Origin of the sequence: Subtercola sp. PAMC28395 (genome assembly GCF_018889995.1) — a bacterium.
Classification (GTDB): Bacteria; Actinomycetota; Actinomycetes; order Actinomycetales; family Microbacteriaceae; genus Subtercola.
In genome coordinates, this window is sequence record NZ_CP076547.1 from 767836 (window position 1) to 791512 (window position 23677).

Annotated in this window: 25 protein-coding genes; 14 read left to right on the forward strand and 11 right to left on the reverse strand. The window is 65.3% G+C overall.

The genetic code is table 11. The features are described 5' to 3' along the window. The first annotated feature begins 22 nt into the window (after positions 1-22). Positions 23-1744 (forward strand): alpha-glucosidase, encoded by a 1722-nt coding sequence (locus KPL76_RS03695; protein ID WP_216335173.1) that lies wholly within the window; start codon positions 23-25, stop codon positions 1742-1744. Positions 1745-1886: 142 nt separating this feature from the next. Here KPL76_RS03695 and KPL76_RS03700 read toward each other — a convergent pair whose 3' ends face one another. The 4 genes from KPL76_RS03700 to KPL76_RS03715 all read right to left on the reverse strand — a co-directional run bounded on the left by KPL76_RS03700 (position 1887) and on the right by KPL76_RS03715 (position 4076). Beyond that, positions 1887-2024, reverse strand: coding sequence for a hypothetical protein (locus tag KPL76_RS03700; protein WP_216335174.1), 138 nt, complete (start codon positions 2022-2024; stop codon positions 1887-1889). Between the two features lie 110 nt (positions 2025-2134). Further along, complete coding sequence (locus tag KPL76_RS03705) at positions 2135-2656, reverse strand: universal stress protein (protein ID WP_216335175.1); 522 nt, start codon at positions 2654-2656, stop codon at positions 2135-2137. Between the two features lie 122 nt (positions 2657-2778). Further along, entirely contained in the window at positions 2779-3627 is an 849-nt protein-coding gene (locus KPL76_RS03710) for a 5'-methylthioadenosine/S-adenosylhomocysteine nucleosidase (RefSeq protein ID WP_216335176.1), read from the reverse strand. Then, positions 3624-4076, reverse strand: coding sequence for an S-ribosylhomocysteine lyase (locus KPL76_RS03715; protein WP_216335177.1), 453 nt, complete (start codon positions 4074-4076; stop codon positions 3624-3626). Before KPL76_RS03715 ends, KPL76_RS03710 begins: the two co-directional genes overlap by 4 nt. Positions 4077-4196: 120 nt before the next feature. Here KPL76_RS03715 and KPL76_RS03720 point away from each other — a divergent pair, with 120 nt between their 5' ends. Next, positions 4197-4652: a MarR family winged helix-turn-helix transcriptional regulator gene (locus KPL76_RS03720; RefSeq protein WP_216335178.1), complete on the forward strand. Its 456-nt coding sequence runs from the start codon at positions 4197-4199 to the stop codon at positions 4650-4652. Between the two features lie 91 nt (positions 4653-4743). Then, a complete protein-coding gene (locus KPL76_RS03725) occupies positions 4744-5184 on the forward strand; it encodes an OsmC family peroxiredoxin (RefSeq protein WP_216335179.1) in 441 nt (146 codons plus the stop codon). 46 nt (positions 5185-5230) lie between these two features. Here the strand turns inward: KPL76_RS03725 and KPL76_RS03730 are convergent, their stop codons facing one another. Beyond that, the gene (locus tag KPL76_RS03730) at positions 5231-6199 is read right to left on the reverse strand and encodes a DMT family transporter (protein ID WP_216335180.1); all 969 of its coding nucleotides are present in this window, start codon (positions 6197-6199) and stop codon (positions 5231-5233) included. Between the two features lie 71 nt (positions 6200-6270). Between KPL76_RS03730 and KPL76_RS03735 the strand changes: the two genes are divergently transcribed. Then, on the forward strand, positions 6271-6816 hold the full coding sequence (locus KPL76_RS03735; protein ID WP_216335181.1) for a CGNR zinc finger domain-containing protein: 546 nt from the start codon (positions 6271-6273) through the stop codon (positions 6814-6816). A 33-nt stretch (positions 6817-6849) separates the two neighbouring features. On the opposite strand, the gene KPL76_RS03740 is transcribed toward KPL76_RS03735, so the two are convergent. Next, positions 6850-7245, reverse strand: coding sequence for a hypothetical protein (locus KPL76_RS03740; RefSeq protein WP_216335182.1), 396 nt, complete (start codon positions 7243-7245; stop codon positions 6850-6852). Positions 7246-7406: 161 nt separating this feature from the next. On the opposite strand from KPL76_RS03740, the gene KPL76_RS03745 reads away from it, so the two are divergent. Both KPL76_RS03745 and KPL76_RS03750 read left to right on the forward strand, forming a co-directional pair. Beyond that, positions 7407-8078 (forward strand): GAP family protein, encoded by a 672-nt coding sequence (locus tag KPL76_RS03745; RefSeq protein WP_216336013.1) that lies wholly within the window; start codon positions 7407-7409, stop codon positions 8076-8078. 77 nt (positions 8079-8155) lie between these two features. Beyond that, on the forward strand, positions 8156-8509 hold the full coding sequence (locus KPL76_RS03750; RefSeq protein ID WP_253202154.1) for a LysR family transcriptional regulator: 354 nt from the start codon (positions 8156-8158) through the stop codon (positions 8507-8509). 17 nt (positions 8510-8526) lie between these two features. On the opposite strand, the gene KPL76_RS03755 is transcribed toward KPL76_RS03750, so the two are convergent. Then, positions 8527-9369: a class II glutamine amidotransferase gene (locus tag KPL76_RS03755; protein ID WP_216335184.1), complete on the reverse strand. Its 843-nt coding sequence runs from the start codon at positions 9367-9369 to the stop codon at positions 8527-8529. A 154-nt stretch (positions 9370-9523) separates the two neighbouring features. Next, entirely contained in the window at positions 9524-10903 is a 1380-nt protein-coding gene (locus tag KPL76_RS03760; RefSeq protein WP_216335185.1) for an NAD-dependent succinate-semialdehyde dehydrogenase, read from the reverse strand. A 214-nt stretch (positions 10904-11117) separates the two neighbouring features. Between KPL76_RS03760 and KPL76_RS03765 the strand changes: the two genes are divergently transcribed. The 6 genes from KPL76_RS03765 to KPL76_RS03790 all read left to right on the forward strand — a co-directional run bounded on the left by KPL76_RS03765 (position 11118) and on the right by KPL76_RS03790 (position 18024). Further along, positions 11118-11684 (forward strand): TetR/AcrR family transcriptional regulator, encoded by a 567-nt coding sequence (locus tag KPL76_RS03765; protein ID WP_216335186.1) that lies wholly within the window; start codon positions 11118-11120, stop codon positions 11682-11684. 116 nt (positions 11685-11800) lie between these two features. After that, positions 11801-13162: an NtaA/DmoA family FMN-dependent monooxygenase gene (locus KPL76_RS03770; RefSeq protein WP_216335187.1), complete on the forward strand. Its 1362-nt coding sequence runs from the start codon at positions 11801-11803 to the stop codon at positions 13160-13162. A 119-nt stretch (positions 13163-13281) separates the two neighbouring features. Beyond that, the gene (locus KPL76_RS03775) at positions 13282-13932 is read left to right on the forward strand and encodes a dihydrofolate reductase family protein (protein WP_216335188.1); all 651 of its coding nucleotides are present in this window, start codon (positions 13282-13284) and stop codon (positions 13930-13932) included. A gap of 131 nt (positions 13933-14063) precedes the next feature. Beyond that, entirely contained in the window at positions 14064-15791 is a 1728-nt protein-coding gene (gene pgi / locus KPL76_RS03780; RefSeq protein ID WP_216335189.1) for a glucose-6-phosphate isomerase, read from the forward strand. 79 nt (positions 15792-15870) lie between these two features. Then, the gene (locus KPL76_RS03785) at positions 15871-16680 is read left to right on the forward strand and encodes a hypothetical protein (RefSeq protein ID WP_216335190.1); all 810 of its coding nucleotides are present in this window, start codon (positions 15871-15873) and stop codon (positions 16678-16680) included. A 126-nt stretch (positions 16681-16806) separates the two neighbouring features. Continuing rightward, entirely contained in the window at positions 16807-18024 is a 1218-nt protein-coding gene (locus tag KPL76_RS03790; protein WP_253202155.1) for a toxic anion resistance protein, read from the forward strand. Positions 18025-18033: 9 nt separating this feature from the next. Here the strand turns inward: KPL76_RS03790 and KPL76_RS03795 are convergent, their stop codons facing one another. Genes KPL76_RS03795 through KPL76_RS03805 form a run of 3 tightly spaced genes read right to left on the reverse strand, consistent with a single transcriptional unit; the run spans position 18034 to position 21181 of the window. Beyond that, entirely contained in the window at positions 18034-19605 is a 1572-nt protein-coding gene (locus KPL76_RS03795) for a tripartite tricarboxylate transporter permease (RefSeq protein ID WP_216335191.1), read from the reverse strand. Next, positions 19605-20174, reverse strand: coding sequence for a tripartite tricarboxylate transporter TctB family protein (locus KPL76_RS03800; protein ID WP_216335192.1), 570 nt, complete (start codon positions 20172-20174; stop codon positions 19605-19607). Before KPL76_RS03800 ends, KPL76_RS03795 begins: the two co-directional genes overlap by 1 nt. Beyond that, positions 20171-21181, reverse strand: a complete 1011-nt coding sequence (locus KPL76_RS03805; protein WP_253202156.1) for a tripartite tricarboxylate transporter substrate binding protein — start codon at positions 21179-21181, stop codon at positions 20171-20173. Before KPL76_RS03805 ends, KPL76_RS03800 begins: the two co-directional genes overlap by 4 nt. Positions 21182-21359: 178 nt before the next feature. Between KPL76_RS03805 and KPL76_RS03810 the strand changes: the two genes are divergently transcribed. Beyond that, positions 21360-22997 (forward strand): ATP-binding protein, encoded by a 1638-nt coding sequence (locus tag KPL76_RS03810; protein WP_216335193.1) that lies wholly within the window; start codon positions 21360-21362, stop codon positions 22995-22997. Beyond that, complete coding sequence (locus tag KPL76_RS03815; protein WP_216335194.1) at positions 22990-23673, forward strand: response regulator; 684 nt, start codon at positions 22990-22992, stop codon at positions 23671-23673. The genes KPL76_RS03810 and KPL76_RS03815 overlap by 8 nt, the downstream gene beginning before the upstream one ends. Positions 23674-23677: the final 4 nt, after the last annotated feature.

Below are 23677 nucleotides of genomic sequence, written 5' to 3' on the forward strand. Positions count from 1 at the left end.
GCCGAAGGGAGAGGATGGAGACATGAATCAGTGGTTTGAGAACGCCGTCGTGTACCAGGTCTACCCCCGAAGCTTCGCCGATTCGAACGGCGACGGGGTGGGTGACCTGCGCGGGGTCATCGGCAAGCTCGACTACCTGCACACCCTCGGCATCGATGTGCTGTGGCTCTCGCCCATCTACACCTCGCCACAGGACGACAACGGCTACGACATCAGCGACTACCGCGACATCGACCCGCTCTTCGGCACCCTCGAAGACCTCACCGAGCTCACAGAGGGCCTGCACCAGCGGGGTATGAAACTGGTGATGGACCTGGTCGTGAACCACACCAGCGACGAGCATCCGTGGTTTGTGCAGTCGCGCTCGTCACGCGACAACCCGAAACGGGACTGGTACTGGTGGCAGGATGCCCGGCCGGGCTTCGAGCCGGGCACCCCTGGTGCCGAGCCGAACAACTGGGGCTCGGCCTTCTCGGGGTCGGCGTGGGCCTACGACGAGTCCAGCGGCCAGTACTACCTGCACCTGTTCTCGAAGAAGCAACCCGACCTCAACTGGGAGAACCCCGAGGTGCGCACTGCGGTGTACGAAATGATGAACTGGTGGCTCGACCGCGGGGTCGACGGTTTTCGCATGGATGTCATCAACTTCATCTCGAAAGACCCGCTGCTGCCCGACGGAGTGCAGCATGAAGGCCGCCTTTACGGCGACGGGTCTGCGTTCTTCATCTCTGGGCCCCGCATCCACGAGTTTCTGCACGAGATGCACACCGAGGTCTTCGCCCCGCGCGGCGACCGTGAGCTGCTGACAGTGGCAGAGATGCCCGGCGTCACCGTCGACGACGCAGCGCAGTTCACCGACCCGGCCCGCGAGGAGGTGAACATGGTATTCCAGTTCGAGCATGTATCACTCGACCACCTCGACGGCGACAAGTGGCAGCCGACCCGGCTTCGGCTGACCGACCTGAAACGCTCGCTCGGGCGCTGGCAGGCGGGCCTGGCCGAACACGGCTGGAACAGCCTGTACTGGAGCAACCACGACCAGCCCCGCGCGGTGTCGCGCTTCGGCGATGACGGCGAATACCGCAAGCTCTCGGCGAAGATGCTGGCGGGCATCCTGCACCTGCACCGCGGAACGCCGTACGTCTACCAGGGCGAAGAGCTCGGCATGACGAACATGACGTTCGCCGAGATCGGCGACTACCGTGACATCGAGGTGCTGAACCACCACCGCGAAGCGACGACGAAGCGGGGGCTGCGAGAGTCCGATGTGCTGGCGTCGCTCGCGCCGATGAACCGCGACAACGCGCGCACGCCGGTGCAGTGGAGCGACGCGCCGGGCGCGGGCTTCACGAGCGGCGTTCCGTGGATCGGCATCAACCCCAACCACACCACGATCAACGCAGCGACCCAGGTCGATGACCCCGATTCGGTGTTCAGCTTCTACCGCCGCGTGATCGAGCTCCGTCACAGCGACCCGGTCGTCGCTTCGGGCGACTTCACCATGCTGCTGCCGGGCGACGAGCACATCTACGCCTTCACGCGTTCGACCCCGGATGCCCGGCTGCTCGTTCTCGGCAACTTCTCGTCTGAGCCGCAACCCCTGCCGCCACTGCCCGGATTCACAACGTCGGAGTCGGACGCGGGTACGCCAGGCGTGCTCGTGCTGGGCAACTATGCCGAAGAGGGCACAGCGGGCGAGCTGCGGCCGTGGGAACTGCGAGTGTTCCGCTCGGGCCCAGCGTAGTACTGCGGCCCCTCTCGGTACCGAGAGCACGCAGGGCTGGGGGTCGGCTGGCATCCGGTGCGCGAAAACGTCCCCAATCGGCTCCGTTTGGGACGTTCCACCGTACCGGCGCAGCGCTGTGACGGCGCGTCGACGCATCGGCTCAGGCGATCACGCTGTAGAACAGGCAGATGGCACCGAAGACCTGGAATACGAAGACGAGGGCGGGAGAAGCCGCGACGTCGATCGTCGTTGAGTAGAGCCAGATTGCGCAGAAGCCGACTACGGCGAGAAATCCCATCGCTATACCTGCGGCCTGCGGGTCGTCGAAGCGGCCGGGATAGTAGCGAGAATCGAAGAGACGAGCCAGGCGTAATCGTGATCCCGCCAGTCGGGGGGCTGGCGGGGCACTCACGGTACGGCTACGAGGTCTGGCGCATGGATCGGGACGGACACGACCCGCACCACCAGAACCGGGCAGTAGGCATACTCAGCGCACGTCGAGGCGACCGAACCCAGCGAGTGAGTCGTTCCCTGCCCGGCGACGTGACTGCCGACAACGAGCATCGATGCGCGACGGCTCTGCTGGATGAGAACGCTCGCTGTCGGCCCCTCAGCTGAGTAACCATGGAACCACACGGGCCTGCTCGTACCGAAGACGGCCGAGGCGCTGACGTCGACCCGATGCTTGGCCTCGTGTTCGGCAAGTGCGCGACTCTGCGCACCAAGGGCCAGACCGCCCATCTTCGGCGCCTGCCAGACGGCAATCGCTTCGAGCGGCACTCCGAGGGTCCGTGCAAGTTGAGCTCCCTGTGCGAGAGCCTTCGTCCCAGCAGCAGATCCGTCAATGCCGACCAACACGCGCCCGGTGTTCTGACCGGCGCCGTTGTCACCCCCCACGGGAGCGACATTTCGTGACGAGAAATCATTCATGGAGCAAGTGTGCGCGTTTGATCAAATCACTAAAGTGACTTTGGTCCCCCAGCGGATAAATGGCGCAATTTGCCGTGCATGGTCACGCTCTCACGCCAAGTCGCGTTCCCGGGACCCGATTCTCAGTACCCTGGCGCCAGAAGGCGCTGCAGCAGTGCGGCGATCACCTGGGCCGAGCGGTCGGCCGCGTCGTCGACGTGGGTGAGGAAGTCTGCGTTGGCGACGGGGCCGCAGAGGTCGGAGATACCACGCACCGAGAGAAAGGGCCGGTCGTGCACGAAGCTGGTCTGGGCGATGGCGACCGATTCCATGTCGGTTGCCAGGGCGCCGGAGAACTGATCCCGGATGACCAGCGCACGTGGCTCGCTCACGAACGAGTAGCTCGACACGATGAGGCCAACGTGGATCGTCGACGGCACCGTTCCACGCGATGCCGTGCCCGAAGGCACCGAGCCCGTGGACAGCGTGCCCGAGTCTGCGGCGCCGAGCGGGGTCGTAACGGCCGGAAGGTTCGCGACGCTGAGGTCGGGCATCCATGAGCCGTCGGCCAGAGCATCGAGGTGTTCACTGCTCGCGGTGTAGAAGGGTGGCATGCCGGGTACCTGGCCGAGTTCGTAACCGAACGCTCGGGCGTCGGCGTCGATGTTGATGTATGTGCCGCCGATGACGACATCACCGACGGCCACGGATTCATCCACTCCACCAGCGGTTCCTGCGCTGATGACCATCGGCAGCGACGACGCCCGGTCTTGTGCAGTGGCCAGGATGGCAGCCGTCGCGGCACCCGCCGCGTTGACGAGACCGATGCCGCTTCGCACGAGCAGCACGGGCAGGCCCGCAAACGTTATCTCGCGGATCATCGCGTTGCCCACAGAGCGCGGTTCGCCGACAGCGGTGGCTCGCTCGATGAAGGGCGCGGCTTCGTCGTCCATCGCCACGATCACGATGGCTCGTGGAATGCCGGCGGTCATGCTGAGACGGTGCTCCACGAATCGCGGCCGGCGACAAAAGCGGCGACAGCCGCCTGCGCGGCCACGAGCGAATGGTTCGCACCCCAGCCGCACTGCACCTCGTTGGCGGCAGGAACACTCGTCGCAGCGAGAATGTCCTCCATCGTCGTCGCGACGAGCGTCTCTACATCGTCGTAGGCCGGGTCGCCCTGCAGAATCAGGTAGAAACCGGTCTGGCAGCCCATCGGCGAGAAGTCGATCACGGCGTCGGAATGGTTGCGGGACTTCTCGGCGAAGAGGTGCTCGATCGAGTGCACAGCAGGCATGTCGAGATGCGCCTTGTTCGGCTGGGTGAAGCGAATGTCGTACTTCGTGATCACATCGCCAGCCGGCAGGGTCTTGCGATCGGCAACACGGATGTACGGGGCAGACACGGAGCGGTGGTCGAGGTTGAACGACTCTACGTTCATGCGGGGCTCATCCATAGTCCGTCAATACTACGTTCACGAAAGCGATCAGACCCGGGCATCCCTCCCGAGCCTTTCAATTGTGCACAACTTGATTGCCCGCAGTGTGATACCGTTGCCTGCATGTCCACGGAAGTCGCGAACGCTGCCCTGCTGCTCGACGAGCAGATCTGCTTCGCGCTCTACAACGCCTCGCGGGCACTCACGGCCCGCTATCGTGAACTGCTCGAACCCCTCGGCGTGACCTACCCGCAGTACCTCGTGCTGCTCGTGCTCTGGCAGACCGACCGCGTCAGCATCGGCCAGCTGGGCGAGCGCCTGCACCTTGACTCCGGCACCCTCTCGCCCCTGGTCCGCAGGCTCGAGTCGGCCGGCCTGCTCACCCGCACGCGCATTCCCGAAGACGAACGCACCGTGCAGGTCTCCCTCACCGATGCAGGCATGGCCCTCCGCACGAAGGCGGCGCACATTCCCGAACAGATCTGCGCCGCTACAGGCCTCGACCTGGCCGAGCTGAAGGCTCTGCAGGTACAGGTGGTGTCGGTCGCGGAGCACGTGCGAAGCGCGGCCCACGAATGAGAAACCCGGCAGAGAACACCGACCGATCTACACGGACCGGCAACTGAAGCTTCATCCGTCCACTGAGAACCGAACGAGAAAAGAGAGAATGATGCCCACACGTACCGCTCGCACCGCATGGAACGGCAGCCTCGAAACCGGCGAAGGCCAGGTCGAGCTCAGCAGCTCGAAGCTCGGCACCTACGACGTGTCGTTCCCGAAGCGCGCCGCCGACGACGCCAACGGATTCACCAGCCCGGAGGAGCTGCTCGCCGCGGCCCACTCCGCGTGCTACGCCATGCAGTTCTCTGCCGTGCTGGGAGCCGCCGGTGGAACGATCGAAGCACTCGACGTCAAGGCAGATGTCTCGCTCGGCCCGGACCCGGCCGGTGGATTCCGCCTGACCGGCATTCACCTCACCGTTCGCGGCGAGGTCACCGGAATCGACAGTGCGACCTTCCTGGCAGCAGCGAACGACGCGAAGTCGGGCTGCCCGGTCAGCAAGGCCCTGACCGGCGTGGAGATCACGCTCGACGCCGCGCTCGAGGAGTAGAGCCTCCCCACGCGATCGCTGCACTCGAGCCCTTCGGCTCGGTGAGTCAGACCCGAGAGGGCAGACCCATCGGTTCGAAGGGCTCGAGTGCAGCATCCAGCTCGCCGGCGGTACTCTTCTCCAGCCGCACGAACACGATTCCCGCAACAATGAGCGCGCCGCCGATGATCTGCGGTATAGAGAGCGTCTCGCCGAGCAGCAACCACGCAAAGACCGCAGCCGCCACGACCTCGAGTTGCCCGGCGAACGATGCGATCCGTGAGCCGAGAATCTCGCCGGCCGTGATTCCCGCCGCATACGCGATCGCCGTGCTGACAATGCCAACGAAGGCCAGGGGAACCCACCAGGGCGCGGTCGCCCCGAGGAACCCCACCTCGCCGAACGTGGCCGTGAACGCCACAAGGCCGGTGGCGCCGATGATGCCCAGCAGCAGGCCGCCGAGCAGAAGACCGAACGCTGCGAGCGCGACGGGCGGCAGGCCATCACTGGGCCGCGCCGCCACGACGTAGTAGATCGCACAGCCCACCATGGCTGCAAGCGCCAGCATGATGCCGATCGGGTCGAGGGCCACCGCTCCCCCCGGCGAGACGACGAGCACGATTCCGACGAGGGCCAGCACTGAGCCGATCAGAACCACGGCTTTCGGCAGTTTTCGCGAGCGCGCCCACACCACGACGACGAGGAGCAGCGGCGACAGATACTCGATCAGAACCGCCGTACCGACGGGAATCCGCTGGATGGCAGCGAAGTAGGCGAGTTGGGTTCCGGCGACCCCGATGAGGGCCATCAGCGTGACCCGCCAGCGGGCCCGCCACAGAGCGGCCCACGAGCCACGGAGCGACACGATCGCAAATGGCGCGAGCACAATCCCCCCGACCAGCGCCCGCACGGTCACCGCGGCCGCCGGGCTCCACCCTGCCTCGAGCACCGGTTTGATGAACGCCCCCGAGGTGCCGAAGGTGAGCGCCGCAACGACGGCGATCGCAAGGCCAACGGTCATCGACGGGCGTTTCATGGAGCTCCTGGGCACGGTAGTGGATTCTTCTTCAGCACTGACGCTAGTCTGGTGAGGAGTAAGGAGTCAATTTGCATTTTGCCCCTGACACTGAAGAGACCCTCGAGTTCACCGTCGCACTCGCGAACACCGTCGCAACGGCGACCAAGAGCGGCACTGACGAACTCAGCACGCCCGCCCAACTGACCGACCTCCTCACCGCACACCGCTACTCCGGGCGCTTCGACCGCGACGAGAGCGAGCTCATGGCCGTGCGTCACGCCAGAGACAGGCTCAGGGGCATCTGGATGCTCGACCGCGACACTGCGGTGAACGAAGTCAATGCGATGCTCGCCGAATCCCGAGCGATGCCGTTCCTCGTGCGGCACGACGACTTCGACTGGCACCTGCACGCGACCAGCCCCGAGGCGCCGCTCGAGGAACGGATCATGGCCGAGGTCGCCCTCGCCCTGGTCGACGTCATCCGCACCGATGAGTACGAACGCCTCCGGGCCTGCGGGGCCGACGATTGCGAGGGCCTGCTGGCAGACCTGTCACGCAACGGCTCGAAGCGATTCTGCAGCGTGCGCTGCGGCAACCGCATGAACATGGTCGCGTTCCGCGAGCGCCGCGGCTGAGTTGCAGAACTGCGGAGCGGTGAAGCGACAGACCTACTGCATGCCGCCGTATGCGGGCGGCGCGAAGATCGCCCAGAGCAGGGCGACATACGTCAGCACGAAGATCGTCGGCGTCACGAACTTGACCACATTCGCGTACCCCGCCGAGGCCACGATTCGCCGGCTCACGGCACTCGACGCGCCCAGCGCGATCAGGTCGTTCGAAATGGCCTGGGCTTCAGAAGCGGCAGAGAACTGGGCGAGAGCGCCGAGAATCCCCGTCGAAAGCAGAATGAGCGCTGCTGCGAGCCTGATGGGCGTGGGCTGGTGACCGAGCCCGGCCATCACGAGCCCGACACTGGCCGTCAGCAGAACGATCGGCCCCAGCTGCGACAGGATGATGTGAAGCCTCGTCGTCGCCCACATCTGGTGAAGTTCGTGTTCAGTCATGCGTACGCCTCTCTTGTGAGTACCTGATGCGACCCTATGCCACTGGCGGCGGGCACGCCGCACCATCACCCGAGACTGTCGCACTGGGCGATGGCGCGGTACAGTCGGGCATCAGCCCCCGGCGTCGGGATCAACGCTGGTGCTCGAATCGGGGCTTGACTGTGAATTCCGTAATCGGCGACATCCTTCCTCTGGCCTTCGGCATTGCCATCAGCCCGATCCCCGTGATTGCTGCGATCCTGATGCTGCTCTCACCTCGCGCCAAGGGCACCAGTCTCGGGTTTCTCGCCGGCTGGATTCTCGGAATCGTCGTCACGACGACGATCTTCACGCTGGTCTCGACCCTCCTCCCACCAGCAGGCAGCGACGGCTCGAAACCGATCAACGGCACCATCAAGATCGTGCTCGGCCTCGTTCTGCTGCTGCTGTCGATTCGCCAGTGGCGCAGTCGCCCGAAGGCGGGTGTCGAACCGGTTCTGCCGAAGTGGATGTCTGCGATCGCGACCATGACACCGGCGAAGGCACTAGGACTCGGCTTTCTGTTGTCGGCTGTGAATCCGAAGAACCTCCTGATGGCGATCACGGCCGGGCTCGCCATCGGTGGTTCGTCGCTCTCTGGCGGCCAGAGCGCCCTCGCCATCGCTGTCTTCACCGTCATCGCTGCCCTGACGGTCGCCATCCCCGTCATCGCGTATTTGGCGGCTTCCGAGAAGATGGCAGGGCCTCTCGAGTCGCTCCGCGACTGGTTGGTGCACAACAACGCGGCGGTCATGAGCGTGCTCCTGCTGGTGATCGGGGTGGTGGTCATCGGCAAGGGCCTGGCGAACTTCTGACCCCGAGCTGGGCGAAGGGCGACTTCGACGCCGACCCAACGCGTAGTCTGAGCCTTCACGACGTGTGAAACGAAGGGATGCCCTTGAACAGCGAACTCCAGCGCCATTTCGTCGCCGCCGCAGAACAACTGCACTTCGCCCACGCCGCGCGCTCAGAGGGTGTCTCGCGCGCCACACTCGTCGCCTCGATCAAAGAGCTCGAGGCTGAACTCGGCTACCCGCTGTTCGACTACACGGCACCGACCACCACGCTCACAGCAGCGGGCGAGGCCCTCCTGGAGAAGGCACAGATCGAACGGGCGAAGTCGGCAGCCAACGCCGCTGCGACAGTCGCGCCCCCCGGCGGGAAGGCGAAAGCGTCGAAGGGCAAGGGCAGGACACCTGCGGTCAAGGGCGCACCCCGGGTGGGCAAGCGCCGCCAGTCTCGCTGACCAGGCGCCGGGGTCTCTCAGTCAGCCACTGCCATGAACGGCTGGTGACGATAGCCAGACTCGTCGAGAACGACCACCGTAGATTCGGGCACCTCGAGAAAGGCACCGGGGAGGTCGACCAGGGGTTCTGAGACCACGACCTGCGCCGAGACGCCGAAGTTCTGGAGCTGGGGGACGTCGGGGTACATCTGCCGGAGACTCGGGATGTCGGCGGAGTGGAACAGGGTTCGTGAACGCCCTTCGGACGAATACCGGAACGCCCACAGGGTCGACCCGTCTGAAACGGCGATCGTGCCCTGCATGGCGAACCTCACCCCGTGGTCGTGGCCGACTGATTCGACCAGCTGCACCGCCTTCGTCATCGCTCCGACCGGGTCGTCATGCAGGCCGAACGTCAGAGCAAGGTGGAACAGGACTTCGGAGTCGGTCGTGCCGTGTACGTGCGAGTACAGCGAGGGGTCGATCGCGAAGGTGAGGTCTCGCTTGGTCTCGGAGAACCCGGCGAGCGCACCGTTGTGCATGAACAGCCAGTTCTCATAGCGGAACGGGTGGCAGTTGGTCTGCTGAATGGGCGGTCCAGCCGCCGCGCGAACATGGCTGAAGAAGAGCGGGCTCTCGATTGCCCGCGTGAGCTCGCGAAGGTTCTCGTCGTGCCAGGCCGGCTCGATGCTGTGGAACACAGCTGGAATGCTGCCTGCGACGGCACCCGTCGGGTACCACCCGAATCCGAAACCGTCTCCGTTCACCGTCTCGGCGCCGAGCGGTGAATTCAGCGACTGGGCGACGAGCGAATGCTGGGCATCCAGAACCAGTCTCGACGGGTGAAGCGGTTCCCCCCTATAGGCAAGCCAGCGGCACATCGGCGCAACTCCCTTCGCTTCTGGGCCGACTGCGCTGTCGACCCATTCCGAACCCCGCGAATGTGGCTCACACAGGGAGTTCGTGGGGCACACGCTACTCCCACAGGCGCAGCAGCGACACCCGTTGCGGTCACTGCTGCTCGCGCTGGCTGCGTCAGGCGATGCGGATGAGCTTCTTGTTCACGAATTCCTCGAGTGCGAACCGGCCCATCTCGCGGCCCGTGCCGGAGCGCTTGACGCCACCGAACGGCAGTTCTGCCGCGTCACCCAGCACCAGGTTCACCCACACCATGCCGGCGTCGATGGCGTCGGCCACACGAAGCGCTTGGGCTTCGTCTGTCGTGTAGACATACGAACCGAGCCCGAAGGTCGTGTCGTTGGCAAGGGTCACCGCCTCGTCTTCAGACGACACCCGGTAGAGCGCCGCGACCGGTCCGAAGAATTCTTCGCGGTACGCCGCCATCTGCGGGGTGACGTCGGTGAGCACCGCCGGCGGGAAGAAGTTGCCCGTCGCGGTTCCGCTCGCCAGGATTGTTGCGCCCTGGGCGACGGCCTGGTCGAGCTGCGACTGAAGCCGCTCTGTGGCCGCAGCAGACGAGAGCGGGCCGAGCAGTGTGCCCTCGGCGAAGGGGTCCGCGGGCTGGGCGGCAGTGAAGGCCGCGGTGAACTTCTCGGCGAACTCCTCGTAGAGATCGTCGATGATGATGAACCGCTTCGCCGCGTTGCATGACTGCCCGTTGTTGTCGAGCCTGGCGTTCACCGCGTCGGTGACCGCCGCATCCAGGTCGTCGGTCGACAGCAGAATGAACGGGTCTGAGCCACCCAGCTCGAGAACGACCTTCTTGAGGTGCTTGCCGGCGAGCTCGGCAACAGCTGAGCCTGCCCGCTCGGAGCCGGTCACCGAAATGCCGTGCACGCGCGGGTCGGCGATCACGACAGCCGACTGCTCGTTGGTCGCGAAGATGTTGATGTAGACACCGGCGGGCGCGCCGACACTGGCTGCGGCCTCGGCGAAGATGCTCGCGATCGCCTCTGCGGATTCGGGGCACTGCGGCGCGTGCTTGAGCAGGATGGTGTTTCCCACGATGACGTTCGGGCCCGCGAACCGCGCCACCTGGTAGTACGGGAAGTTCCACGGCATGATGCCCAGCAGCACGCCGAGGCCCGATCGGCGGATGATCGCCGAACCGGTGCCGTCGGTGAGCGCGATCGGCTCATCGGCGAGGTACTCTGCCCCGTTGTCGACGTAGTACTGGTAGATCGCGGCGGCGAAGTCGACTTCGCCCAGTGCCTGGTCGAGCGGCTTACCCATCTCACGGACGGCACTGGCAGCAAGTTCTTCGCGCCGTTCGAGGTGCAGGTCAGCCACCTTCTGAATGAGCGCGATGCGGGTGGCAATCGGAACCTTTCGCGACCATGACTGATACGCAGCGTCGGCGTCGCCGATCGCCTCGACCAGCGCCTCGTCGGTGATGGTGGGGTACTCGCGCAGGGTCTCCCCTGTCGAAGGATCTACAACGGCATAGTGGCTCATGAGTCAACGATCTTTCTTCGAAGCGGTCGAAATGGCTGCGTCGCCCATCGTATTGGCCGCGGGGCACCGCTGCCCAGAGCCACAGGGCTCTGTTGTGGAACTTCACACTGAGCCGATCGGGCGAAGACACGTCGGCGCTGCCGTCACACCCGGTGCTCGCGGGCGACCGCGGGCCCCTCCGGTCTCGCCTCCGACAGCCGTGTAAGTTGCAGCTATGAAGCCCGAACGACAGCGACTGCTGGATCTGGTCATCGATCTCATCCTGCGGGTCGGCGTTCTCGATCTCAGCATGAGCGCGATCTCCCGCGAGATCGGCTCCAACAACCGCATGCTGTTGTACTACTTCAGCTCCCGCGAGAAGCTGCTCGATGAAGCATGCGTCCGGGCATTCGACCGCTTCCCGCGGCTCGAGACGATGTTCACCCGACTGGCAGCCGAGGGCGACCTGGGCGAGCGGCTCTACGCCGCGTGGGACGACCTTGCGGCCCCGGAGAACAGACCATATCTCGTGCTGTTCTTCCAGCGCTTCGGTGCAGCAATGGGCGACCCAGACCGGTGGCGCAACGACCTGCACCCCTCCACACACCGCTGGGCCGAAGATCTGGCCGAGATCTTCGTCGCCGAGGGAGCGGATGACCGTTCTGCCGCCCTCTGGGGCACCCACCTTCTGGCAGTCTGGCGCGGAATGCAGTTCGCCCTGCTCGCCGATGCCGAACCTGCGCGCCTGCGCGAGGCCTATCGCGTCGGCGTGGATGCGCTTGTCGACGCCCTGCGGCGCTGAGCGGTGGAGCGGAGGCGCGGGCGACGCAGAGATGTGTCGCGCCCGAAATGCACCCGAAATATCGTTGTGGCTAAAGTGAACTGATCTATTCACTTCGATGCACGGCGGGAAGAATCATGACGAAGACACTCACGATCGGAATGTTCCACGTCACGAGGGCGCGCCCGACCTGGAGGATTCCGGGCTTCGACGGCCCCACCTTCACCGATATCGAGTACTGGACCGACCTCGCACAGACCTTCGAGACAAATGGTGCCGATTTTCTCTTTCTCGCCGACTCCTACGGGTACCCCACTGCCGACGACCACGTGATCCCCACTGCGATCGAGCGTGACGTCAACTTCTCGACGATCGATCCACAGATGCTGATCTCCGCGCTCGCGGCCGTGACAGAGCACATCGGGCTTGTCACGACGGTCTCGACGATGGTCGAATCTCCTCCCGTGGTCGCGCGCCAGTTCCGTACTCTCGATCACCTCTCGCGCGGCCGGGTCGGCTGGAACATCGTCACCGGGTCAGCCCAGGCCGGATCGGCCCTGCTCTTCGGGGAACCGCTCATGGCGCACGGCGACCGGTACAGCAGGGCAGCAGATCACGTCGAGCTCTCACTCAAGCTCTGGGAGGGCTCGTGGGAAGCCGATGCCTGGCAGCGGAACGCCGAGACCGGAGTGTGGGCCGATCCAGCGAAAGTGCATGAGATCGAGCACGACGGGCCGTACTTCCAGTCGACGGGGCTGCTCGTGACTCCCCCGAGCCCACAGGTCACACCCACCTTGTTCCAGGCGGGCGCGTCGGCTGCCGGTCGCGACCTGGCCGCGCGCTACGCCGAGGCCGTCTTCCTCGCTGCAGAATCGAAGGCGCTGGCCGACCAGATCACCGACATCAGGCGAAGGGCCGTCGAGTACGGGCGGGGCCCCGACGCCATCAAATGCCTCATCGCCGGCACCTTCCGTGTCGCCGACACCATGGAACAGGCCGTCGCCGAGTACGAGGAGGCGATCGCCGCAGTCTCCCTCGAGGAAGCCGCGACGCTCTATGCCTACTTCACCGGTATCGATCTGCTCTCCCTCGACCCCGACAAGCCCATTCCGGGCGCGGCGGCCACCGGCGACAATGGGCGCACGAACGTCGAGAGATTCCTCGGCCCCGATGCACCGACCGTGCGGGAGGTGCTCGAGGAGTTCCGCGCGAACGGCGTCATGGGAAAACCGTTCCTCGGTTCACCCACTGAAGTGGCCGACCAGGCCGAAGCCATGATCGCCGAGACGGGAGCCGACGGGTTCCTTGTTCAACCCGACCCCGACGGCAGGAACGACCGCTTCTTCGCCGAGGTGATGCCGGAGCTCCGCCGACGCGGGCTGATCAAGGATTCCCTGATCGGGAGCACGCTCCGCGAGCACTTCTTCGGCGAGGGCCAGCGCACCCTTCCAGACACCCACCCTGGTGCGCGTTTCCGCAGGTCCCGGGTGACGGTGTGACGGATCGGCAGAACACCGTCGGAATTCTTGACAAGTCGAGCTCTCGGCGGTGATCATGGCCTCGGTGCAGCCCGGCAGACGCTGGGGGCGCACCGAAGCAGTGTTCAGAGGAGATCATCATGCCGGGGCGCATTCACATCGACCACTTCACAACCCTCGATGGGGTCGCCCAGGCACCGGGTGGCCCCGACGAAGACACCGACGGCGGCTTCGCGTTCGGCGGCTGGCAGGCACCCCTGATCGACTCGATCGATGGCGACCAGGTCGGTGAAGGAATATCCGCCATGGATGCCCTGCTGCTCGGTCGGCGAACCTACGACATCTTCGCCGGGTACTGGCCCCGCCAGCTCGACGGCCCTGACTCCGGCATCGCCCGCACCTTCGACCGGATCCCCAAGTACGTCGCCTCGCGCGGCCGGCCCGACCTCTCCTGGCGCGGTTCACACCTGCTGGGCCCAGACCTCGCAGCCGAGATCGCAGCACTTCGCGAGCGTCATCGAGAGATCCACGTGATCGGAAGCATCGACTTCGCCCGCACTCTCGTCGCTGAGGGCCTGTTCGACCAGCTGAACCTCTGGGTCTACCCGATCGTCGTCGGCCCCGGCAAGCGACTCTTTCCCGACGACGGCCCGCCAGCGGCGCTCGAACTGCTGGCCGCCGAACCGCCGTCGGCGAGAGGCACGGTTCTGCTTCGCTACGGCCCGACCGGCACCGCGCCGGCCACCGGCGACATGGGGCAGGATGACCGTGACCACGTCGATGTCGCCTGACGCCTGACGCCTGAGCGCGTGCCTGACACCGACGCCCGAGCGGGGTGCCGAGGTAATAGTGTTGAAGGGGCCCGTTTCGCGGTGCGCGGAATACACGGGGTCACCAGCCCACGGCGTTCAGGAGAAGTACTGTGACCGAATCCAATCCCATCGATTCCACTTCGACTACTGCCTGGAAGAACCTGGCCTCCATTGCTGACGGGTTCGCGCCCGACCTGAGGGCGTGGTTCGCCGCCGACCCGTCACGGGCATCCCGCTTCACCTTCCAGGCAGCCGACCTCACCGTCGACCTCTCGAAGTCGTTCCTCACCGATGAGATCCTGAGCGCATTGCTCCAGCTCGCCGAAGACACCGGCGTGGCTGGCCGTTACGAAGCGATGATCGCCGGCGAGCACATCAACGTGACCGAAGACCGCGCGGTACTTCACACGGCACTCCGCCGGCCGAAAGACGGCACGGGCCTAACACCACCGAAGGGGTTCGTGGTCGACGGCGAAGACATCGATGCCGCCGTGCACGCCACTCTCGACAAGGTGTACTCCTTCGCCGACGACGTGCGATCGGGAGCCTGGACCGGGGTCACCGGCAAGCGCATCGAGACCATTGTGAACATCGGCATCGGCGGCTCGGATCTCGGGCCGGTCATGGTGTACGAAGCTCTGAAGCCTTACGTACAGACGGGCATCCAGTGCCGTTTCGTGTCGAACATCGACCCGAGCGACATCTTCGAGAAGACCGCAGGGCTCGACCCCGAGACCACGCTGTTCATCGTGGCGTCGAAGACCTTCGGCACGCTCGAGACGCTCACGAATGCGCGCCTGGCACGCCAGTGGTTGTGGAACGCCCTCGCCGAGGCAGGGGCCATCTCAGACAGCGACGGTGACCGCTCGAACGCCGTTGCGAAACATTTCGTCGCCGTGTCGACCGCGCTCGACAAGGTCGCAGCGTTCGGCATCGACCCGCAGAACGCCTTCGGGTTCTGGGACTGGGTGGGCGGCCGGTACTCGGTCGACTCGGCCATCGGCACGGCCGTCGTCGTCGCCATCGGCCCTGACAACTGGCGCGAATTCCTCGCTGGCTTCCACGCGATCGATGAGCACATGCGCACCGCACCCCTCGCGGAGAACGTGCCGGTGCTGATGGGGCTCTTGAACGTCTGGTACACGAACTTCCTGAAGGCGCAGAGCCACGCCGTTCTGCCCTATGTGCAGTACCTGCACCGGTTCCCGGCCTACCTGCAGCAGCTGACGATGGAGTCGAACGGCAAGAGCGTCACGTGGGACGGCTCGCCCGTGACAACCGACACCGGTGAGATCTTCTGGGGCGAGCCCGGCACCAATGGCCAGCACGCGTTCTACCAGCTCATCCACCAGGGCACGCGGCTGATTCCCGCCGACTTCATCGCTGTCGCGAACCCCGCCCGCCCGCTGAAGGACGAGACCGGCGATGGTCACTCCGTGCGTCCTGGCCAAGACGTGCACGACCTCTTCATGGCCAACTTCTTCGCACAGACCAAGGCCCTCGCCTTCGGCAAGACCGCCGACGAGGTTCGCGCGGAGGGCACTGCAGAGTCGGTCGTGCCGGCACGCGTCTTCACCGGGAACAAGCCCACCACGAGCATCCTGGCTCCCGCCCTCACGCCAGGCGTGGTCGGCCAGCTCATCGCTCTCTATGAGCACATCGTGTTCACCGAGGGCACCATCTGGGGCATCGACTCGTTCGACCAGTGGGGCGTAGAGCTCGGCAAGCAGCTCGCTCTTCAGGTCGCACCGGCGGTCGATGGTGATGCACAAGCCCTCGAGTCGCAGGATTCGTCGACGAAGTCGCTCATCGCGAAGTACCTCGAGCTTCGGGAGTGACCTCTGCAGGCTCCCGCGTCGTTACACCGAAGGGCTGAATACCAGCCGGCGGAGACCGCGCCAGCGATAAACTCTCTTCATGCCAGGGCACGTTCTCGCACTCGATGATCCGCAGGCATTCCTCGGCGGGCTCGTCGAGGCGGTCGAGAGTGTCGTCTCCCGTGAGGCGGCGCAGTCCGCACTGACCGTCGTGCGAACCCGGTCGTTCGCTGACCGCCTGGCGCTCCGCAGCGGGTCCATCACGTCGATCAGCCTCGCCACACGCGGGTACATCATGGAGCTCACCCGCACCGGGCAGAACTACACCGCGGAGACGCGCCGAGTCGTACACGGCGTTGTGGTCTCACGCCGCATCCAGACACTCGGGGAATGGCTGCAGGCCTTTGCCGGGCGAGTGGCGGTTCTCGCCGGGGTCGCCACAGATGCGTCATCAGGGCCTGCAGATGCGCTGCGGTTGCTCGGCATCTCCGTCTCTGGCCCTTTGCTCAGTGTCCGTCGCGAGAACATGCTCCCAGATCTTCGCACGCTCCCCTTCAAGGTTCGCGGCCTCATCCCTGAGGAGGCTTCGCTGGCGCTCGATCGCATCGTCGAGTTGCTGCTCGACACGCTGCCGAGAGTGGTTGCCGGGTTCGAACTGAAGACGAACGCCGAACGCACGGCGACGGTCTACCTGCCTGAAACCCTGCAGGCCTACCTCGCACTGCCGACCGATTGGGCACGCACGCACGTCTACGCCGACGGCAGCACGCCGGAAAGCGCTCTGGCGTCCCAGCTGGCGATGCTCGAGCAGGCAGCCTCCCAGATGCACGACGCCGCCCTGCGGGGCGATGCCGACGTGCTGCTGGTCAATGGCCGATTCCTCACCTACAAGTTCGGCGATCTGAACTGACCAGGTGAGCAGGTGCGACCAGGCGCACGTGCCCCGCGCTCATCCGCGTGAATATCTGCGGTCAATCTGCAGCAGATCGTTCTACGCTGAGGAACACACGTGCGACTCGCGCACGAAGGGAGAAACGTGTCCGAGCTCGATCTGACCCCGGCCCCGACAGCACCAGAGCCACAGCCGGCCGCCCCGGTTGTGCTCACACCGCCCGCGGCCGTCGCAGAAGTCACGACCGAACAGGCTGTCGGCATGGTCCCGCTCGCCGCCGACAGCCGCGCGAAGCTCCACGAGACCGCGCAGTCGTTCGTCGCCGGGCTCGCCGCACTCACGCCCGGGAGCCCTGAGTTCGAAGCCAAGGTCGGTGACATCATCCGTATGGGTGAGCGCGAGATCCGCGAGAGCGCAGAGACGTCGAACCGGATGCTCACCAGACCGGCCTCGTCACTCGCCGCCGCCCGTGGCAGGGGCCCGGCAGGTGACCCGCAAGTCACTGTTGCCCTCACCCTGAACGATCTGCGGGCCACCCTCACCCAGCTCGACCCGGCGCGCGCAGACCTCACCGGCGCGAAGCGGCTGTTCAGCCGCCTGCCCGGCGGCAACAAGTTCACCCAGTACTTCGCCCGGTATCAGTCGGCACAGAAGCAGCTCGACGCCATCATCGAAGCCCTCGTTTCAGGGCAGGACGAACTGCTCAAAGACAATGCGGCCATAGAACAGGAACGCGCGAACCTCTGGGTCACCATGGGCAAGCTCGGCGAGTACGCGGCCCTGGCCGCTGCACTCGACGATGCCGTCTCGGCCCGCGCAGCCGAGGTTTGTGCAACCGACCCCCGGCTGGCCGACGCCCTCATCTCCGACGCGCTCTTTCCCATCCGGCAACGCCGGCAGGACCTCACGACTCAGATCGCTGTCTCGGTCCAGGGCTACCTCGCACTGGACATGATCCGAAAGAACAACCTCGAACTGGTCAAGGGAGTCGAACGCGCTCGCACCACGACCGTCGCCGCCCTCCGCACGGCTGTGATCGTCGCCCAGGCTCTGGCCAACCAGCGACTCGTTCTCGACCAGGTCACAGCACTGAACGACGCGACCAACTCGATGATCGAACGAACCAGCGAGGCTCTGAAGCAGCAGACGGTGATGATCCACGAGCAGGCGTCGTCGTCAGGCGTGAACGTCGAGACGCTGCAGCGCGCCTTCGACAACGTCTTCGCCACGATGGATGCGATCGACGGCTATCGCGCGGAGGCGGTCACGAACATGGCCGTCACCATCGCGGCCCTCGAGGGCCAGGTTGCACGTTCGCGGAGCTACCTCGACCGCTCCCGCGCGGGCGACGAGCCAGCCTGAGTCGCGACCTCACCGTCGGGTGGGCGCCGGTTCGGAGATCACCTCAGGCGGGGTCGTTGCTCCCAGGTCTGAACCACGGGGGCCTGAATTCCCGGTACCGCTCCGCCTGCGTACCCGCTTCACGATCGGGGGCACCACCAGGTACAGGGCGATGACCGAGTAGACCACAATGGCAAGAGGTTCGCTCACCAGCGCTGACGGATCGCCGGCACTGATCTGCAGCGAGCGACGCAGTTGGCGTTCCATCTCCGGGCCGAGAATCGCTCCGACGATGATCGGCAGTACGGGGAACCCGAAGCGCCGCGCCATGTACCCGAGAGCACCGATCAGCAGCAGGATGACGATGTTGAATGGCTGCATCCCCACCGCATACGCACCGAGGGTAGCGAAGAACAGGATGCCCGCGTAGAGGTACGGCCGGGGAATCCGCAGCAGTTTCGCCCACATCGGCGCGAGCGGCAGGTTGAGCGCCAACAACAGGGCGTTGCCGATGAAGAGGCTGGCGATGAGCGTCCACACCAGCAGAGGCTCGGTCGCGAACAGAAGCGGGCCCGGGTGGATGCCGTACTGGTTGAAGGCGGCGATCATCACGGCAGCAGTAGCCGTGGTGGGCAGACCGAGCGTGAGCAGAGGGACGAGAGTCCCCGCTGCTGAGGCATTGTTCGCCGCCTCAGGGCCGGCCACGCCCTCGATGGCACCGTGCCCGAACTCCTCGGGGTGCTTCGAGAGTTTCTTCTCGGCGACATAGGAGAGGAAGGTGGGTATCTCTGCTCCTCCCGCCGGGATCGCGCCGAACGGGAAGCCGATCACGGTGCCTCGCAGCCACGGCTTCCAGCTGCGCTTCCAGTCGTCCTTGCCCATCCAGGGCACGCCCACGGGAATGGTGGCCTGTTTGCCACGCCGCAGGTGGGCGGCGATCCAGAGCGCCTCCCCCACGGCGAACAGTGCCACAGCGATGACGACCACGTCGATGCCACCGGAGAGCAGAGGCTGACCGAAAGTGAGTCGAGGCTGGCCGGTCGTGGCATCCATTCCCACCAAGCCGATGGCGAGACCGATGAACAGTGACGACAGGCCACGGATGCGGCTTGTTCCGAGCACGGTGCTCACCGCGACGAACGCGAACACCATCATGGCGAAGTACGAAGGGGCGCCGAGGCTGATGGCGATCGCCACCACGAACGGGGCAACGAAGACGATGCCGCCCGTTGCGATCGTGCCTGCAACGAAGGAACCGATGGCCGCGGTGGCGAGAGCCTGCGCGCCCCGCCCTGCCTTGGCCATCTTGTTGCCCTCGAGCGCAGTGACCACCGAGGAGGACTCGCCGGGGGTGTTGAGCAGAATCGACGTCGTCGACCCGCCGTACATGCCGCCGTAGTAGATACCGGCGAACATGATGAGTGAACCAGTCACATCAAGTGCGTAGGTGAGGGGCAACAGGAGCGCAACCGTCATCGCCGGGCCAATGCCCGGCAGCACCCCCACTGCGGTGCCGAGCAGCACACCGATGAGCGCGAAGAGCAGGTTCTGCAGCGTCAGTGCGTTGGCGAACCCGTCAAGAAGCAGAGTGAGGTTCTCCATTACAGGATTCCTGTCAGTACGCCGGCTGGCAACGGAATGCCGAGCCCCAGCACGAAGCCGTAGAACACACCGACGGCGAGCAGCACACCGATGACCAGGGCCCAGACGAAGCGCCTCGATCCGAGCAGTAGTGCAGAGCCATAGAAGAGGAGTGCGCTCGAAACGACGAAACCGAGAAAGTCGAGCGTGAGGGCATAGGCCAGGATGACACCCGCCAGACCGAACACGGTCGGCCAGTGTGCCGCCAGCGTGAGGTCGATGTCTTCGCCCTCTTCAGCGGCCGCGCGCCCGCCGCGCAAGACGCTGACGGTGAGGGCGATCGAACAGACGCCCAGGCCGATCGCGATGATTGTGGGGACGACCTGCGGGCCCATCACCCCAGCGTTGACTGCTGTGCGGCGAATGTGAGCCGTGTCAAAACCGATCACGATCGCCAGTGTGGCAAGAAGGGCAGCGACTCCGAGTTCTGAACGACCCCTCAGCCATGTCGGCAGCCGTGTCGCTGCCCGGGCAGCCGACGCTCCCCTGCTCTTTGAAGTGGGCGAGGTGCCCAGGATGTCGGCACTCATATCAGGCCGAGTGTCTTCAACGTCGTCGAGACGCGGTTGTCCTGTTCGGTCAGAAAGGCATCGAAGTCGGCGCCGGTGAGGAAGGCATCGGTCCAGCCGTTGGCCTCGAGAACAGCACCCCACTGTTCACTGTCGTGCATGGCTGTGACGGCGCCGACCAGACGGGCAGTCTCAGCGTCACTCAAGCCTGGTGCCGCGAGCAAGCCTCGCCAGTTGGTGAAGACCAGGTCGACGCCCTGCTCGGTGAGGGTGGGCGCATCGATCACGGGCACACGCTCTTTGCTGGTGACGGCCAACACACGCAGGTCGCCGGACTTGACCTGCTCCAGGAACTCGCCGTATCCGGAGGCCGCGAACTTGAGCTTGCCGCCGAGGATGGCGGGGAGCAACTCACCGCCGCCGTCGTACGAGATGAAGTTGACCGCTGTCGGGTCGATTCCGACAGCGTCAGCCAGTTGCATGGGCAGCAGGTGATCAGGGCCACCGGGCGACGACCCGCCGCCCACCGCGAATGAGGCCGGGTCGGTCTTCCACGCCGTGACCATGTCGTCCAGGGTCATGAACGGAGAATCGGCGGGAACGAAGATCGCTCCTGCCTCCTCGATGAGCCTGGCGATCGGCGTTGCATCGGCCACCTTTGCGTCGCCCTCGTTGGTGTAGGCAGCACCGACAACGCCGAGCCCCATCATGAGCATGAAGTTCGCGTTGCCCTTCTCGGTGAGCGTGCGTGCAAGACCGACGGTTCCGCCTGCTCCCGCCAGGTTGGTCACCTCGGTGCCGGTGGCGACCCCGATCTCGTCCATCACCTTCACTGCAGCACGGCCTGTCACGTCGTATCCGCTGCCCGGTGCGTTGGGCACCATGACCTGCAGGTTCTTGAGCGGCCCGCTGTCCGTCGCCGCTGTGCTCCCGGCTCCGGTGACGCCGCAGGCACTCAGCGCGATCGCCAGTGCGGAGGCAAGAAGGGCGGTGCCGAACATGCGCCGGGGTGCTGTGGTTGTGCTCATGACAATCCTCTTTGATTGGGTGACAGCCTCATCGCTGCACAGATTCATGGTCTGCGAGCCGCCATACCCCGCACAACTTGTGGAGTTAGGGAACGTTGTGTAGCTTGCGTTCCATTTCCTCCTTCTTCAATTGTGAGGCACAATCTTTCTGGGGCCACCGTCGGCCGTCAGGGGGCACATGCATTCCAGATCACCCTTTCACGCCCGCCTCAGCCTGACCCGGCAGCTGCTGCTCTTCCAACTCGTGCTCATCGCGATGGTGCTTGTCGCTGTCACGGCCATCAGCCTGGAACAGTCCCGCAGCTCCTTCACCAGCGGGTCAGTGCGCCGGATGCTCACCGTCGCCGAATACACCGCCGCCAACCCTCTGCTGCGAAGCCAGCTCTCCACGGGCATCCTCCCCCAGCAGCTCGTCGGGCCGGTCGAATCCCTGCGCACCACGACAGGCGTCGACGAACTCATCGTGACGGACGCCGCGGGTCTAGTGCTCGCTTCGCCCGCTGACCCCCGGTTGTTGCGTTCCACACTGCAACTCGAAGAAGCTCCGTCCGACGGGGCCTGGACGGGCGAGGTCGCACTCGGAGGCGTGGATCACGTCGTTGCACAGGTACCCATTCTCAGCGATGCGGGCACGCTCGTGGGCACCATCATCGCCGGGCGGCAGGTTCCCTCGCTTGCCGGGCTTCTCGCGTCTGCCGCGCCGAACCTGCTGACCTACCTCGGTGTGGCCGGCGTTCTGGGAACCGCGGGTTCCTTGCTGCTGGCTGCCCGGGTGAAACGCCAGACCCTGGGCCTCGAGCCGGAACAGATCGGGCGTCTGGTCGAACATCGTGACGCAATGATCCACGGCATCAGGGAGGGGATGATCGCGGTCGACGCCGACGGAATCATCACCCTGGCCAACGACAGTGCCCAGGCGCTGCTCGGATTGCCAGCCGACGCAGAGGGCAAGCCGATCGGCGGAGTCGGGCTCGACGCTGACGCTGTGCAGACACTGCGATCACACGGCTTCGACCAGGACACCCTCCTGGTGAACAACGGCATGCTGCTCGTTCTCAACCAGACCACGATTCATCCGCCGCGTGCTAGACCCGAAGTTGTGACCACTCTGCGGGATCGAACAGAACTCGTCACCCTTCAGAACGATCTCGGCAGCAGCCGCCAGGCCACAGACACCCTGCGCGCCCAGACGCACGAGTTCGCGAACCGCTTGCACACCATCTCGATGCTGATGCAGCTGGGCGACACCGATGCTGCGGTGGACTACATCGACGCTGTCAGTCGTGACCGCTCAGAGCTGGATTCCGCCGTGCTCACGCGGATCCAGGAGCCTGCTGTCGCAGCGCTGATCATCGCGAAGACCTCGGTCGCCAGGGAGCGCGGCACTGAGCTCCGACTGAACGCCGAGGCTGTCTTGCCTCGAGTCGACGCCGGGATGTCCGCAGACCTCGTCACGGTGATCGGGAACCTCGTGGAGAACGCCTTCGACGCCGTCGCCGGAGCGACACAGCGCGTCGTACTGCTCGATGTGAGGCCTGTCGACACAGGCACTGCGCATCCGTCCGCCGTACGCGTCGCAGTGAGCGATACCGGTCCGGGAATCGACAGCGCCCTGCTCGAGAAGGTCTTCGAGGTCGGGGTCACGTCGAAGTCGGCTGTTGCTGGTGGGTCGAGCCACGGCTACGGACTCGCGATCGTACGTCTCGTTGCCACCCGGCGGGGCGGCGACGTGACGTACCGACACGACGGAAGGGCCGGAGCGCAGTTCGAGGCGATGCTGCCCGTGACCGAGAAGAGCGAGGCTTCGCATGTGTGAGGTGCTCATCGTCGACGATGACTTCATGGTCGCAAGGGCCCACCAGCGAATCGTGCAGCAACTACCCGGATTCCAGGTGGTTGGTGTCGCACATTCCGGGGAACAGTCGCTCGAATTGATCGACATGCTCGCACCCCAGCTCGTGCTGCTCGACATGTATCTGCCCGACATGACGGGGCTCGAGGTGATCCGTCGTGCGCGATCGGAGGGAGTCGACGTCGATTTCCTCGTTCTGAGCGCGGCGCGCGAAGCCGAGATGGTGACCGCTGCCCTGCAGGGCGGCATCGTGAGCTACCTGTTGAAGCCCTTCAAGATCAGCGAATTGACCAGTCGACTTGCGGCATACGCCGAACGCAGGGAACTCCTGTCGCAGCCCGGGACATTGAGCCAGGCCGACCTGGACCAGGCACTCGGGTCTGCCGGGGGTGCAGCATCCGGTCGCGTCGCAGACCTGCCGAAGGGCCTCAGCAAGGAGACCGGCGCGCTCATCGAACGGGTACTTCGCGAAGCCACACCTGACATCGCGGCGTCAGAATGCGGCGATTCGCTCGGAATGTCACGGGTCGTCGCGCGTAAATACCTCGAGTACTTCGTCGGAAACGGCCAGGCTTCCGTCTCGTTGCGCTACGGCCAGACCGGCCGACCCCAGCGCCGCTACGCGTGGATCGCGGGGTGAGCAG